The organism is Allorhizocola rhizosphaerae (genome assembly GCF_003426775.1).
Lineage (GTDB): Bacteria > Actinomycetota > Actinomycetes > Mycobacteriales > Micromonosporaceae > Allorhizocola > Allorhizocola rhizosphaerae.
The window spans coordinates 1-15,151 of record NZ_QJUG01000011.1; the positions used below are offsets into that span (position 1 = coordinate 1).

At 68.1% G+C, this 15,151-nt stretch carries 10 protein-coding genes; 4 read left to right on the top strand and 6 right to left on the bottom strand.

The genetic code is table 11. The annotated features are described in order from the left end of the window. The first annotated feature begins 407 nt into the window (after nucleotides 1-407). On the top strand, nucleotides 408-1,586 hold the full coding sequence (locus DM816_RS03550; RefSeq protein ID WP_117208599.1) for an MFS transporter: 1,179 nt from the start codon (nucleotides 408-410) through the stop codon (nucleotides 1,584-1,586). Nucleotides 1,587-1,591: 5 nt separating this feature from the next. Here DM816_RS03550 and DM816_RS03555 read toward each other — a convergent pair whose 3' ends face one another. Next, nucleotides 1,592-2,743, bottom strand: a complete 1,152-nt coding sequence (locus DM816_RS03555) for a PucR family transcriptional regulator (protein ID WP_246001508.1) — start codon at nucleotides 2,741-2,743, stop codon at nucleotides 1,592-1,594. A gap of 94 nt (nucleotides 2,744-2,837) precedes the next feature. Here DM816_RS03555 and DM816_RS03560 point away from each other — a divergent pair, with 94 nt between their 5' ends. Continuing rightward, entirely contained in the window at nucleotides 2,838-5,054 is a 2,217-nt protein-coding gene (locus tag DM816_RS03560) for an aminotransferase class III-fold pyridoxal phosphate-dependent enzyme (protein ID WP_117208601.1), read from the top strand. Between the two features lie 5 nt (nucleotides 5,055-5,059). After that, on the top strand, nucleotides 5,060-6,658 hold the full coding sequence (locus tag DM816_RS03565) for a xylulokinase (RefSeq protein WP_117208602.1): 1,599 nt from the start codon (nucleotides 5,060-5,062) through the stop codon (nucleotides 6,656-6,658). Between the two features lie 62 nt (nucleotides 6,659-6,720). Here DM816_RS03565 and DM816_RS03570 read toward each other — a convergent pair whose 3' ends face one another. Then, the gene (locus DM816_RS03570; protein ID WP_117208603.1) at nucleotides 6,721-11,652 is read right to left on the bottom strand and encodes a diguanylate cyclase; all 4,932 of its coding nucleotides are present in this window, start codon (nucleotides 11,650-11,652) and stop codon (nucleotides 6,721-6,723) included. 383 nt (nucleotides 11,653-12,035) lie between these two features. Continuing rightward, on the bottom strand, nucleotides 12,036-12,290 hold the full coding sequence (locus tag DM816_RS03575) for a transcriptional regulator (RefSeq protein WP_117208604.1): 255 nt from the start codon (nucleotides 12,288-12,290) through the stop codon (nucleotides 12,036-12,038). A 34-nt stretch (nucleotides 12,291-12,324) separates the two neighbouring features. Here DM816_RS03575 and DM816_RS03580 point away from each other — a divergent pair, with 34 nt between their 5' ends. Continuing rightward, nucleotides 12,325-12,942: a hypothetical protein gene (locus DM816_RS03580; protein ID WP_117208605.1), complete on the top strand. Its 618-nt coding sequence runs from the start codon at nucleotides 12,325-12,327 to the stop codon at nucleotides 12,940-12,942. Nucleotides 12,943-13,001: 59 nt separating this feature from the next. Here DM816_RS03580 and DM816_RS03585 read toward each other — a convergent pair whose 3' ends face one another. The 3 genes from DM816_RS03585 to DM816_RS03595 are packed head-to-tail and all read right to left on the bottom strand — an operon-like array spanning nucleotide 13,002 to nucleotide 14,790. Then, nucleotides 13,002-13,775 (bottom strand): hypothetical protein, encoded by a 774-nt coding sequence (locus DM816_RS03585; RefSeq protein WP_117208606.1) that lies wholly within the window; start codon nucleotides 13,773-13,775, stop codon nucleotides 13,002-13,004. A gap of 23 nt (nucleotides 13,776-13,798) precedes the next feature. Then, entirely contained in the window at nucleotides 13,799-14,122 is a 324-nt protein-coding gene (locus tag DM816_RS03590; protein WP_117208607.1) for a WXG100 family type VII secretion target, read from the bottom strand. Continuing rightward, complete coding sequence (locus tag DM816_RS03595; protein WP_162907066.1) at nucleotides 14,122-14,790, bottom strand: hypothetical protein; 669 nt, start codon at nucleotides 14,788-14,790, stop codon at nucleotides 14,122-14,124. Before DM816_RS03595 ends, DM816_RS03590 begins: the two co-directional genes overlap by 1 nt. Between the last annotated feature and the right edge of the window lie 361 nt (nucleotides 14,791-15,151).

The following is a 15,151-nucleotide window of genomic DNA, read 5'->3' on the forward strand; positions in this document are numbered from 1 at the left end:
GGCTGGACACAGGTCGCTTCTTCGATGCCACAACATCCAGTGTGGCCTCACGCAGCGTCGTGGTGGTGGTCATCACGGCACCTTTCCCGCCGAGTCCTCACTCAGCGTGTCGGTGCCGGAAACACCGTTCGTTACACAGTCTCCGCCAGCACTGTCGAGAGGCAAGGGTGTGCATCTATCACGGGATGATAAATCGAGCGCTGATACCTGCTGCCGATGAGACAGTGATTTGTCATGCCTCGCGGATGAGGATGGCGGTCAATGCCGATCGTGTGCCATGACGGGTTGGTTCCTTCAGTCGAAGCCGTCCGCTCGGGCGCGGCTAAGGTCCGGCCACGAAGTGGCCCGACCATAGCCGCTGCTGAAGACCCAGCCCACACGTGCCGGCGCTCGAGTGAGGAATCGACATGGCCCAAACGGTCCGGCGCGGTCGCTGGTTGATGCTGGCCGCGTTTGGCACGCTCGTGGCGGGCAGCCAGATTCTCTGGCTGTCGTTCGCGCCGATCACCTCGCAGGCACACGAGGCTCTCGGGGTTTCCGAAGGCGCCATCGGCGACCTGGCCGTCATCAACCCGCTGATGTTCGTCCTGCTGGCGATCCCTGCCGGTCGCTGGACGGACCGGCGGTTCGGTGCCGCGCTGGCGACCGGGGCTCTTCTCACGGCGCTGGGAGCCTCCCTGCGCCTGGTGGACCCGTCGTCGTATGCGTGGATGCTGGCCGGGCAATTCGTCCTGTCCGCCGGGCAGCCGCTCGTGCTCAATGCCAGCACGAAGGTCGCCGCCCGCTATTTTCCGCCCGCGGAGCGCACGGCGGCGATTTCTGTGGCCAGCGCCGCGCAGTTCGTGGGCATCCTCGTCGCCGCGATGACCGGTGCGCCACTGCTGGAAGCCGGTGGGCTGCAGCTGGTGCTAGCCTGCCACGCCGGCGTCGCCGTGGTGGCCGCGTTGGCCGTCGTGTTTGCGTTGCGCGTGCCACCGGCGTTCGCCACCGAGGCGACCGCCACGTCCCTCGGATGGTTGCGCCGCGATCCGCTGATGTGGCGCCTGGCCGGCCTGCTGTTCATCGGCGTCGGCGTATTCAACGCGCTGGCCACCTGGTTGGACACCATTCTCACCGGCATCGGGCGGCCGGGCGTCGCGGGCACGCTCATCGCCGTGGCCACGGTGGCCGGGATCGCGGGAGCGGCCGTGCTGCCAGGCATAGCCGCCAGGCGCAACCTGCGCCGAGGCATGCTCGTGTGCACAACCGTCATCACCGCGCTCGTTTTCGTCTCGATAGCGCTCGTCGACAACGTGCTTTTCACCGGTTTCGCCCTGGCCGTCGAGGGGTTCGTGCTCCTCGCCGGGTTGCCGATCGCGCTGGACTGGTCCGAATTGGACGCAGGGCCGACGCGCGCGGGCACCGCGGCCGGGTTTCTGATGCTCGTCGGCAATCTCGGTGGGGTCGTGCTCGTGCTGCTCGTGCAGGTGCTGCTCGGCAACCCGTATCTGGCTTTGGCCGCCATGTCGGCGGTAGCGGTGCCCGGGATCGTGCTGGCGGCTCGCCTGCCCGCTCGGGCACCCTCGGCCAAAGAGGTTGCCACGTAACGGCTTTATCGGGCTTCCAGGACCAGCAGCAGCTCGAACCGCGCCGTCGGATCGTCGAGGTCGTCGCCGAGCAGCTCGCGCAGGCTGTTGAGGCGGTAGCTGACGGTCTGCGGGTGGACGAACAACTCCGCCGACACCGCGGCACGGGAGCCCCAGTGCCGCAGCCAACTGCGCAGGGTCACGAGCAGGCTCTCCCGTCGCGCGGCGCGCAGATGGGCCAGCGGCGCCAGCCGTCGCGCGGAAAGCACGGCCAGCGCACCCGGGTCGCCGCGCAAGGCCAGCGTGCCGAGGTGGTCGTCAACGAAAACGGGGCCGGGAGCCAGGCCCATGAGCTCGGCCAGCCGCACGGCCTCGGGCACCTGGGCCCAGCCCAGCGTCGGGCCCACGACCGCCACCCGTCCCTTCAGCCCCTCGGCAAGCTGCGTCCGGGTCGTGCGCGGGCCAGCCCGCAGCAGGAGGACCGCATCGCGTCCGCGTTCGGCGACGACACCATCGGCGCTGTAACGAAATCGCGCGTCTCGTGCAAGGTCTGCCGGAAGCAGGACGGGCACCACCGCATCGAGCGACTGCCAGCCGATCCCGGCCGCGGCCGCGGCCACGACGCTGTGCGGTGCGCTGCCGCGCAGCAGGAGCTCCGCGAGCTGCCGCCGGCGCCGGTCGCCCTCGCCGGCCTGCTCACGCAGCTGGCGGGTGAACCCGTCGGTGCTCGCCGCGGCCAGCTCGTCGACGTATGCGCTGATCGCGTCCGACAAGTCGATGAGCATCTGCGTGTCCACCGGGCGCACGTGGGCCAGCGACTCGGACGCCACGCGGAACATCAGGCGCGACGCCGTCCGGAACGCGGTCAGCAGCGCCTCGGGGCCACGATCCTCGCGCGCCTCCGCGGCCCCGAGGGCGACGAAGACCTCTCGGAAGCGCAGCGGCAGCGCCGGTTCGCCGGTGCCCACGAGGTCGAGGAAGCGCTCAAGCGCCACCTCGACGGCGGTGCGCAGGTCGCGTTGGACCTTGGAGCCCTCGATTGTGGCGAAGGCCGGTGTCGCCTCGGTGACCGCGTCGGCCACCGCCCGCACGGTCGCCTGCAGGCGGGGCCGCATCGCCGCCGAGAGGTCCGCGGGGATGCTCTCCCAGGGGGTCGGGGACACCGGGGGCGCGCTCACGGACGTCATCTTGTCACGCGGTGATAAATCGCGTCCCGATTCCCGCTGGTTTTGGAACGATGATGTGTCTCGCGGGCGGAGAGACGATACTTCCATGCGGTACCGGACTTCCCGCCAGCATGTCGTAGAGATGTGCCGGACGATGCTCGAGCGTGGCTATCTCAAGGCGACCGAGGGCAACGTCTCGGTCCGCATCCCCGGGCACCGGCTCTACGCCGTGACCCCGAGCAACTACGACTATGACCGGATGCGCGCCGAGGACGTCTGCATCGTCGACTTCGACGGCAAGCACGTGCCCGACGACACGGGAGTGGGCCTCGCGCCGTCCATCGAGTGCGGGATGCACGCCAACATCTATCGCGAGCGGCCTGACGTCAACGCGATCGTGCACACCCATCAGCCGTACGCATCCGCGCTTGCATTCCTGCGCAAGCCGATCCCCGCGCTCACCGACGAGCAGGTGCGCTTCCTCGGCAGGCAGGTGGCGATCATCGACTACGCCCCGTCTGGCACCGGCTTCCTGGCCAAGAACGTGCAGAAGAAGGTGTCCGGGGGCGACAACGCGTTCATCATCGCCAACCACGGGATCGTCGCGCTCGGGACCGACCCGGATCGGGCCGTGTTCAACATGGCGTTGCTGGAGAAGGTTTCCATCGCGTACCTGCTGGCGTTGACCAGTGAGGCGGGCAGGGTCTACACCATACCGGCCGCGATCCGCGAGATCGCCTTCGCGAAGCTGCGCAAGGACGAGAAGCGGATCGCCGCGCAGATAACGGAGGCTGTGGAACCGTTGCGGGTATCGGATGAAGAGGTTTTGCCGAGCGCGGACGCGGTGGCCGCCGAGCCTGCCGCGCAAGCCAAACCAGGCTATGCCATCAGCAGCTATCTGGACGTGGACGACACCATGCGCCGGCTCAAGGCGCTCGTGGCGCAGCCCGTGCGCGGCCTGCGGCACGACGCGATGCTGGATGTGCTCAACTACTTCGAGACGAAGTGCCGGGCGAGCAAGGAGATCACCGATCGGGCGAAGCGGCGGATTCCCGGTGGGGTGCAACACAATCTGGCGTTCAACCATCCGTTCCCACTCGCGATCGACAGGGCGGAGGGGGCCTACCTGACCGACCGCGACGGCAACACCTACATCGACTTCCTGCAGGCGGGCGGCCCCACGATCCTCGGCAGCAACTACGGCCCGGTCAACGAACAGGTGGCGGCCGTGATCCGCGAGTCGGGCCCGGTGACGGGGCTGTTCCACGAGTACGAGCTCAGGCTGGCCGAGATCATCCACCAGTACATGCCGCACATCGAGATGTATCGCTCACTTGGCTCGGGCACCGAGGCAGTCATGGCCGCCGTGCGCGGGGCACGCGCCTTCACGGGCAAGAAGATGGTCATCAAGGTGGGCGGGGCCTACCACGGCTGGTCCGACACGATGGTCTACGGGCTGCGCGTGCCCGGCACCTATCGCATGAACGCCAAGGGAATCCCGTTCGGCGCCACCAACAGCACCCGCGAAACGTTCCCGCACGCCCTCGGGCAGTTGCGGCGCAAGCTCATCGAAAACCGGTTCCTGCGGGGCGGCACGGCGGCGGTCATCGTCGAGCCGCTCGGCCCCGAGTCGGGCACGCGTCCGGTGCCCAGGGACTTCAACGCGCAGGTGCGCCGGCTGTGCGACGAGTTCGGGGCGTTGCTCATCTTCGATGAGGTCGTCACCGGATTCCGGGTCGGCATGGGCGGGGCGGCCGGCTATTTCGGCGTGACCCCTGACCTGACCGTCTTCGGCAAGGCGGTGTCGGGTGGTTATCCGATGGCGGGCGGCGTCGGTGGCCGCGCAGAGATCATGGCGACCTTCGGCTCCGGCCTGGACGGCAAGAGCGGCGCGCACATTCAGGTCGGCGGCACGCTGTCGGCCAACCCACTGTCCTGCGCGGCCGGATACTTCGCGATCCAGGAGATGGCCCGCACGAACGCGCCCGTCATCGCCGGACGGGCCGGTGACCGGCTCACGCGCGGGCTGCAACGCCTGCTCGACAAGTACGGCCTGCCGTACGTCGCCTACAACCAGGGCTCCATCGTGCACCTAGAATGCAGCGGCGTGATGCTCATGGACATGCGCAGCCCGCTCAAGCTGCTCAAGGAGAACAAGCCGCGCAAGCGGCTGATGGAGCAGATGGGCGCGGCATATGCGGCTCATGGGATCATCACGCTGGCCGGCTCCCGGATGTACACCTCGATGGCCGACACCGACGAGGTCATCGACGAGGCGCTGGCGCGGTTCGACCGGGTGTTCGCTCAAGTCGAAGGGGTCTGATCCGGATGGCAGGCGTCCCGCCGCAGGTGCTCGCGATCGACCTGGGCACCTCGGGCATGAAGGCCGCCCTGGTGGCGGCCGACGGCACGATCACCGGGTGGGCCGAGCGGCCCGTGCCGCTGCAGGTGCTGCCCGGTGGCGGCGCCGAACAGGACCCGGTCGCCTGGTGGGACGCGCTGCGCGAGGTCGTGGCGGACCTCGGCCGGGACCATCCCGAGCACCTGCGCGCGGTCACGACCGTGTGCTCGTCGACGCAGGGCGAGGGCACGATCGCGGTCGATGCCGACGGGAACCCGCTGACCCAGTGCATCAGCTGGCTCGACATGCGCGGGGCCGCCAACCTGCGCCGGCAGTTCGGCGGGTTCCCGGCGTATGACGGGATCTCGGTGCGCCGCATCGTGCGCTGGCTTCGCCTGACCGGCGGCATGCCGTCGCTGACGGGCAAGGACCCGGCCGCGCACATGCTCTATGTGCGCGACGAGATGCCGGGGGTCTATGACCGTACCGCTAAATTCCTCAATGTTCTGGATTGGATCAACCTCAGGCTGACCGGTCACACAGTGGCCACCGTCGACTCGATCCTCACCTCGTGGGTCACCGACAACCGGGATGCCGCGCGGATTCGCTACTCCGAGGCGCTCGTCGCCGGCTGCGGCATCGACCGCGACAAGCTTCCGACCATTGTCGCCTGCACGGATGTGATCGGCACGCTTTCCCGCGACGCCGCCGCGCATCTCGGGCTGCCCGAATCGGTTCAGGTCGTCGCCGGCGCCATCGACAACACCGCCGCGGCGATCGGCGCCGGCACGATCGAAGACAATAAACCCCATCTCTATCTGGGTACCTCTTCGTGGATCGCCGCGCACGTCGCCCGCAAAAAGACCGACCCGGTCGCGCAGATCGCCGCTGTGCCGTGCGCGATTCCCGGCCGCTATCTGATGACCGCGCTGCAGGCCACGGCCGGAGCGAACCTGACCTGGTTGCGGGACAAGGTAGTCGAATATGACGATCCGTTGGTCGGGGCCGGACACGTGACCCGCGACGAAGGAAGCATCTACGACGCCTTCGACCTGATGCTCCGGAACGTCCCACCGGGCGCCAACGGTGTGCTGTACACGCCGTGGCTCTACGGGGAGCGCGCACCCGTGGACGATCCACACCTGAGGGCGGGCTTCTTCAACATCTCGTTGCACACCAACCGATCCGACCTGCTGCGCGCGGTGTTCGAGGGAGTCGCGCTCAACACCCGCTGGCTGGCCAAGGCGGTGGATCGCTTCCTCGGCGCACCCGTGACGTCGATGGTCATCACGGGCGGCGGCGCCCAGTCCGACGCGTGGTGCCAGATTTTCGCCGACGTGCTCGGCATCCAGATCCGCCGGGACGCCAAGCCGGTCGCGGTCAACGCCCGAGGCGCGGGCTGGATCGGCGCCGTCGGCGCGGGCCACATCACGTTCGCCGAAATCCCCGGGCTGATGCGCCAGGATCACCTCTTCGAACCGAACCCGGCCAATCGCGCGACCTACGATGAAGTGTTCGACGTCTACAAGGACCTGCACCGGCGACTGAGCCCGATCTACAAGCGCCTCAACCGATCCCGGCGCTGATCCCCGGGACCGGCCGTCACCCGCCGGTCATCGCGATTGGACAGTCCGCAACCACCGGTACGTTATGGAGCCGCCCGGACCTGGTTGCGACCACCGCGTTTGGCTCGGTACAGCTCCACGTCTGCCGTTTCGACGAGTTGGCGGGCGGTGTCTTGTGCCGCCGGGAGTATCGCCGCGACACCGATGCTCACCGTGACGACCCGGCCAGGCACCAGGATGTGTGGCTCCGCGAGCGCCACAACGGCGGTGCGCAGGCGTTCGGCGGTCTGGCGTGCGGAGTCGGCGTCCGTCTTGGGCATCACGACGGCGAACTCCTCGCCGCCGTATCGGGCGGCCAGATCGGTGTTGCGGACGTGCCGCTTCAGTTCGGCCGCGATGCGCTGGATGCATCTGTCGCCGGCCGGGTGTCCATAGTGGTCGTTGTAGAGTTTGAAGTGGTCGATGTCCACCATGGCCAACCCGAGCGTCGTGCCGGACTGTTGCGCGCGCCGCCATTCGGCTTCGAGCGTGTCGTCGAGCCGGCGCCGGTTCGCCAGCCCGGTCAGAGGGTCGGTGACGCTGAGCAGTTCCAGTCGTGAGTTGGCCACCGCGAGTTGCTGTGACCGCTCGGCGACCTTGCGTTCCAGCGATGCGTAGACCAGGGCGTTGTCCAGTGAGACGGCCAGCTGCCCGGCGATGAGCATGACGCCGTCAAGGCGCTCGGTGGAGAACGCTCCGTGGATCAGGCGGTTTTCCAGTAGCAGCAACGCCTGCAGGATGCCGCGGTTGAGGATCGGCACCGCGAGCAGCGAGCAGCATTCGAGGCCCGCGAAGTAGGGGTCCCTGGCGAAGCGGTCCTCGCGGGTGGCGTCGGCGACCAGCAGCGGTTCGCGGGTCCGCTCGGCGTATCGGACCACCGAAAGCGGGAGATCGCCCGCCTGGCCGGCCTCGTCGAGCGGTACCAGCCCGCTGTCCGCAGTTTCGGCCGTGGCAAGCATCCAGCGATGCTGGTCGTCGCTGCGCAACAGGAGGTGGATGCCGGTGGCGCCGGTCATGGCCGACAGCACCTCCGTTACCCGCGCCCGCAGCCTCGTGATGCTGGTCTCCGAGCTGAGCGCCCGTGAGGCGGCAAGGATTCCGAGCAGGTCCACGGCGCCGGGCGTCGGGGTGGACTGCCGGGCAGGCGGGCCACCCGATGTCTCGTCGGCTGCCTGCGCCGGGAGGTGTCGTCCAGCACGCAGTGTCGGGTAGGCCCGGTCGAGCTGGCGCACCTTTCCCGTCGCTCCCCAGGCCAGGTATTCGCGTCGCGCCTGACTGAGCAGTGACGTGCCGAGATATTCCATGCCGTGCGCGAGATGGAACCGCGCGGCTCGTTCCAGGATCAGCGCCCGGTGCCAGGGGCGTTGCCGCAGAAGGGCTTCTCGTTGTGCGGCGTCGAAACCCTGTGCGGCCGTTCGGAAGTCTCCCAGGGCCCAGGCACGCTCCGCCTCGACCAGCCGCAGCAGGTGAAGGAAGTTGACCGGTGCGTCGGCGGCGCGGGCGGCGATCCATTCGATGGTGGTATCCAACTCGGCCAGCACCGCCCCCCGCTCTTCGGCGACCGTGGACCGGGCCTGGCCGGCCAGAGCCAACGCCTGCAGCAGGTAGCCCCACACCATGTGGTAGAGCGTCACCAGCGCGGGCAGCGTCGGCATCAACGCCGCAGTCCTGTGCTGCAGTTGCGCCTGATCGCCGAGCAGGGCGACGGCGAGCGCGCCGTTTGTCTGGATGATCGCCATGACGAACGGGTCATTGCTGTGCATCTCCGCGGCCGCCCCCAACTGATCGGCCGCCAGGCTGCCGCCTTCGCCGCGCAGCAGGTCCACCAGCCGCTGGAAGGCCGAGACGACCTGAGCGCTCTGGTCGTTTCCGGTTCGCTGGGCCACGGCCAAAGCGGCCTGGCCGCCGGCGATGTAGCTGTCCAGCGATGGGGCGCAGTCGATGAGCAGCCGCGCCGCGACATCGACGATATAGCCGGCGTTCTGCAGGTCTCCGCCTCGGATGAGACCCTCGCGGGCGTGCTCGAACATCGGCAGGAGATCTTCGAGTGGTTCGAACCAGTGGCCGGCGGTCATCACGTAGAGGAAACGGGCCCGGGAGGCGTCCGGCTCGTGGCCCCGCTTGTCGGCCACGTTGAGGATCCGCCGCATCAACCGGTAGCCGGTGCGGTAATCCTGCCGCCGTGCGACCGTGACGACCATGATGTGGCTGATCGGACTCAGCAGTGTCCGGGCGGGGCCGTGTTCGGCCCAGATCCGGGTCGCCGTCAGGATCAGCCATGCCATCACGTCGTGATCACAGAAGAATGCCGCCGGCATGATGCGGCTCATCAACGTCCCGACGGCGAGCAGCGTCGGATCGGTGATGTCCGGGCGGCGCAGGTCATCGTCGGCGTCGCTGTCCTCCACCCAGCGGTACAGCGCGTCGAGCCCGTCCTCGATCTCGGCGCCGAGCTGCCCAGGTGGCGGTGCCGTGACGCCCAGCTGCCGCAACAGTTCAAGACCGAGGTCAACGGCCTCTCGGGGGCGGCTGCGGTTGGTCAGGCTGATCACCTGGACCGACGTCGCGTCGACCCGCTGCAGCGGGTCCTTGCAGAGCCGGTCGACCAGTTGGTAGACCTCGTCGGCCTCCTCCAGCCGGCCCAGCCCATACAGTGCGGCGTGGCGGCCGGTGTGCACTTTGATGAGCGTGGCGGTGTCGGTCGGGTCCGCCAGTCGCCCGGCGGCCGTCAGGCACCGCTCGACCACCGGGTGGTTGCTCAAAAGGTTGGCCTGCTCGGCGGCGCGCCGCAGCAGCTCGACGACCCGCCGCCGTTCAGCCGGATCGTGAAGTGCCGGATCGTGAAGTGCCTCCGCATCGGCGTCGAGCACCGCCAGGTACTGTTCGGCCGCGGCGGCGAACAGGTCGGGCCGGGTCGCGAGCCGTCGGGCCATCCCCAAGCGCAGGGCGCGCTGCCGCTGGCGTTCCATGTGGGCGAGCACGGCTTCCCGCGCCCGGTCGTGGCTGAATCGCACCACTTGGCGGGTCGCCGTCTCCCGCGCCAGCAGGCCGCCGTCCAGCGCAGGGGCCAGCTGGGACTCCAGGTCCGCGGCAGACCGGTCAAACGCCACGCCCAGCACGTCGAGCTCCACCTCGCCCCCGAGGCAGGCCATGGCCTCCACCACCGCCCGGGTTGCCGACGGGATGGCGTCGGCCCGGTCCATGAGTCCCACCCCGTCACCTTGGTTCAGCCGTTGCTGGAGCAGGGCCGGCGACCATCGCCAGCCACCGGCGCCCGGCTTCAGCACACCGTCGTCGCGTAGGGCGTTGAGCAGCTCCACCGTCTCGTAGGGATTGCCCGCGGTGTGCGGGATGATGGCCGCCGCCAGCTCTTCGGCCCGCTTGCCGTCCAGTCGCAGCATGTCCGCCACGAGGGCGGCCACTCCAGACACCGGCAGGCTTTCCAGTCGCACGAACCTCACCGCGTCGCCCTGCTGCCCCCAATGCGAGAGCATGCCCGCCAGCGGGTGGATGGCATCGACTCCCTGCGACCGATGCGCGCCGACCAACAGCAGCCCTTCCACCTCCTCCTGCCCGCTCAGCACGGCATCGATGAAGCCCAACGGAGTGCGGGCGGCCCACTGCAGGTCGTCGACCACGAACACCACCGGCCGCTCACGGGAGGCCACCGCGCGCAGAATCTCGACGGCGATGGTCTGCGCACGCACCTCCGCGGTCATCGGATCGCCCGGATCCGGCGGCACCTGCAGCAGGGTGGCGAGTTCCGGCAGGACCGCCGCGGCCAGCCCGGCGTTCGGTCCCAGCGCGGACAGAATCCGCACCCGGACCTTGTCCAGCTCCGGCTCGGGTTCGGCCAGCAGCAGCCGCCCCAGCGCCCGGAACGCCTGCGCCACCGCGTCGAACTCCAGATCCCGGCGGTACTGGTCGAACTTGCCCGTCACGAACCAACCGCCCGCGGCGGTGACCACCGGCCGAAGCTCGTTGATCAGGGCGGTCTTGCCGACACCGGCTGCCCCGCTCACCAGCACTCCGCGGCACTTGCCGACCATCGCGGCGGCGAAGGCCGACCGCAGGCCGGCGATCTCGTCGCTCCGGCCGACCAGCCGGGTCGGGGCCCGCAGACGCGCCGGGAAATCGTGCTCGCCCACCCGTACCGCAAATCCGTCGCGGACCTGGATCAGGTCATGCAGCAACCCTTCAGCCGTTTGATATCGGTTGTCCGGTTCCTTCTCCAGCAAGTGCATGATGATCTGTGACAGGTCGGCGGGCACGGCCCGATTGACCCGATCCGGCGGGAGCGGTACCCGGGTCAACAGGTCGTGAACGAGCCGCAGCGGGTCGCCGGTGCCAAACGGCGGCACGCCGGTGGCCAGCTCGTACAGCGTGGCGCCGAGCGCATACAGGTCGACGCGCTGATCCACGGGCCGGCCGGTGCGCCCGGTGGACTCCGGCGCCAGGTACGGCAGTGTTCCAACGATTTTATTGTGATGAATGAACTCTGGGCGCAGGCCGGCAAAGGTCGTCGCCAACGCGAAATCAATCAGGCGGGGTTTGCGTCCATCCTCGCTGAGCACGATGTTGGCCGGGTTGATGTCCCGGTGCACCACGCCTCGCCGATGCATCTCCGTCAGCACAGCCGCCAGCTCCAGCGCCAGCCGCAGCAACTCAGAGGCATCGACCGGCATGCGCGTAGCCGCCAGGGTGGTGCCGCCCAGATCGGCCAGCACGAGCGAATCCGGGCACGGAGGAGAGTCCGCCAGTGCGACCACGCCGGGAACCCCGGAGAGCCGCTCAAGAACCGCGCTCTCGTGCCGCAGTCGCTCGTCCCGCCCCGGCCCCAGCGGCTCCTTGCGAATCACGCTGCCGCCAGGCAGATACAACCGGCTCACCCGGGCGCGTTCGCTGGAATGCAGGATCTCCACCCGGACGGCCGCCCGCGTCAGATCCTGGACGAGCGATTCGCGGTCAGCTCCCATCCCGTACCCCTTCCGGAGCCTCGTCGGTGCGCACAGACCGCTTATACACTACATCGATGATCGCCCTAACATGCCACTGACACCGGCGAGCCGGAGTCGGGGACGCGCAACCGGCGGGACGTCGATCGTCGACAGCGACTCGACACCGGCATGGTACCGCCCGATCCACCCGCGCACGACCAAAGAGGCCCGCGAACACCTGCATTCGCCGATCAGAAGTGACATTTGTCAGCATGAACGGCGCCCCGCGCGGTCGTGTCCAGATAGCACTGTCGGGTTCGGACGTTGCGGACCGCCGTCGACGCCCGCGGCGCTACCCGGCGCGCACGACCTGGCATTGGCCAGGCCACGGCGACCAGCGCGTTCGCACCTTCCATGGAGGGCTAGGCAACGCGGCGCATGAAGGCATAGATCTGCTTGTCGGTCTCCATGATGTTGACCATCTGCCAGCCCCACTGCTCGACGACCTCAGCCGCCGCCATCACCGCCCGCACGCCGTGCCCTCGCATCATTGAATATGAGTGGATGGCCAGGTATCGATATGGATAGGAGCGTAGGTCCGCCCGGTTTTCCAGCACGGCCCCGGCCGTGACGGTCCGGAGGTTGGCGATCGTCTCGGCGGTCTCGATTTCCGGCATGCGGATACCTTACCGAGCAGATAGTTTTCCTCGTGTGACCAAGCTGCGTGTGATCATCGCATTGTTCGTGCTCATCACGGCCTCGGCGTGCACCGAGGAGACGCCCGCCTCGACCCCGCCCAGCACCGGCCCTGGCGCCGGCCCCACGGCGACCGGCGGCCCGGCTCAGGCATACCGCTCGAAACCGCTGGACCTGTGCCAGCGCACCGATCTGGCGCCGCTCACGGAGCTGTCGCTCAAGGTGGAGTCCACCAACCCCGAACCGCCCCCGTCCGGGCCGGGCTCGGCCTGCCTGTGGAAGATGAAATCCGCCAGCGGGCACATGGCGTCGCTGCGCGTGGAGGCCGTGACTCAAGGCTCGGTCGACGCGGCGCAAGCGGCCTTCAAGGGCCAGCAGGACGTCAGCGCAATGCGCGGCGATGGCGACATCCCCGGGCTGGGCGATCAGGCCGAGGGCCGGACGCAGGATTCGGAGCCGGGGTTCAAGCAGTCCGAATACATGATCCACATGCGCGCGGGCAACATGACGCTCAAGGTGTGGATTTCGGTGGGCGGCAACGCTTTCACCCCGAAGGACTCACTCAAGGACAAGATGATCAAGCTGATGCGCACGACGCTGGCGACCGTCTCCGAAGAGTGGAAGACCAGCTAGCCGACACGGAAACGCCGCCACCCGGGTCAAAGGGTGGCGGCGTTCAAACCGGCGGGAGGCTAGCCCTTGACCGCCTGCGGCCACTGCCCGTTGGGCATCTTGGTGTTGTCCATGACCACACCCCACAGGTCGCGGACCTCGCCGAGCGCGTTGATGAGGTCCTCGCCGATCTGCAGGAGCACGTTCAGGGCCGACTCGGTGATCTTGCCTGCGGCGTCACCCAGGGTGTTGGCCACGACCGCGAGACCGATGACCGTGCCGGCCTCGGTCGCGGCGTCAACGACCTTGCCGACGAGCGCGGTCACAATCTCGGCCAGCTTCTTCGCGAACGCCACATTGGACTTGGCCGCCTTGAACAGCCAGCCGCTGATGAACTCCGCCCGCGCCGTCGTCTCATCGATGGCGGCCTTCTGCTCGGCTACCTTCTCCTTGTACCGGGAGGCTGCCGGTCCGGTCCAGTTGGCAAGGTTTTCGCTTGCCGGGTTGGACGCCCGCGACGACAGATTGGACACGTTCGCCTTGACGTCGGTGGTCCACCTGAAACTGGCGATGATGAGCGAGACCACGGGGGTGTGCCGCTCAAGCGCGGTCCTGATGATCTCGGCGATGCGCTTCATGCCCTCGCCCAGCTCGTTCAGCTTCGAGTTGATCAGCCAGGCGAGACCCGCACCGGCCAACCCGCCGGCGATGAGCCACCACTTGTCCTTGATCTTCTCGACGCAGTCGTTGAAGGCGTTGACCGCCTTTTCCCAGCCCTCCCTGATCTCCTTCATGAACTTGTCGATCTCGGAGGTGAACTGTTCGGCCGATCCGGTAGGGGCCGGATGAGTCATGTCCTGAGGTCCTTTCCCAGCGCCTACGCGGTGTAGATCTTGTCGAGATCCAGCCTGCTGATCTGGTCGGTACGGTCGTATTCGTTGGCCATCTTGTCGCATGCTCCGGCGAGCTGGTCGAACTCCGTGACGGCGCCGGCCACGGCGGTGTTCATCTGGGACTGAAACTTCTGGTACGCCCCGTGCTGGACCAGAAACTCCGGGAACTTGCCAATGAAAAAGGCGGTCGGTCCAAGGACCAAATCATTGACGCTGCTCTTGATCGGCTCCATCGCGTCCGACAGCTCCCGCCACTTCTTGGCTTCCAGGCGGACGCAATCGGTGATGACCTTGACTTCGTCGCTCACTATCTGTCCCCTCCGTGCTGCGCTTCGCGGAAGACCTCAAGCGCCTCCGACCGAAGCTGCTGCGCCTCGGCCATCCTGATGCGGGTGCCGTCGCCGGTGACCCCGAGGATGGTTTCCTTCTGGTGCCGGACCTTCAGATAACCGCGCGGTCCGGTTATCGTGCTTTCCTGCGGCGGCGACGCGAGCTCCCGCTCGACCTTCTCCACCCGGTACATCTCGTCGCCGATGCGGTACAGCGAGTCCAGCACCCAGGCGTGGAACTCGCGATCGTCCTCTGGAGGCAGGGCACCCTCCGCCTCGGCGGCCCGCGGCACAGGCGCAGGCTGCTCCCCACGCCGGGCCGCCTCGCGCTCGGCCTCCCTGCGCTCCGACTCGGCCCGACGCTCCTGCTCCTGCCTGGCCAGCTCCGCCAAGGCGGTAGTCTCCAAAATCTGCTGCACACCGGCCGTGTAGGCGTCGAACAGCGCTGCGGCGAAACCGTCGGCCGCGACCGAGCTCTGCCAGTCCTTGCGGATGTCGACGTCGCGCACGAACCCCTTCGCGTCGACAGTGACCACTATCGACCCCGACGGGTCGCTGCCTTCATACTGCTCCCGCAGCTGCACCTTCCCGCCCATCGCGTGCAGCTTGTCCAGCGCCCTGGCTCGCAGCTGCTCTGGATCTCCCATGAAGTCCAGACTCGCCAGCTGCAGATCGTTGCTGCCCCATGGTTGCATTCCAGGTTCTCCCCTTGCCCGGGGCAATGCCCACTACAAAGCACTCCGCCTAGCGCACCCGAAACATCAATCCCCGGGCACGCCGAAGACGATAGCGTTATTAGCGCGATTTGTCAGACCTGGATTCGCCGCCGCCGGGCACGCCGCCTTAGGCGCTCTCGCGGGGTGTCCTTGGACTGGGGTAGACGGTCACGGCCGGTGCTCGCGCCGAGCGCCGTGGCGTCACCAAGTCACGAGACAGCGAGCCTGCACAGCTCGTCTTCCACCACTCCAGGCTCCACCCCCAGGTCGGCGAGGAATCGCCGGCCCGACG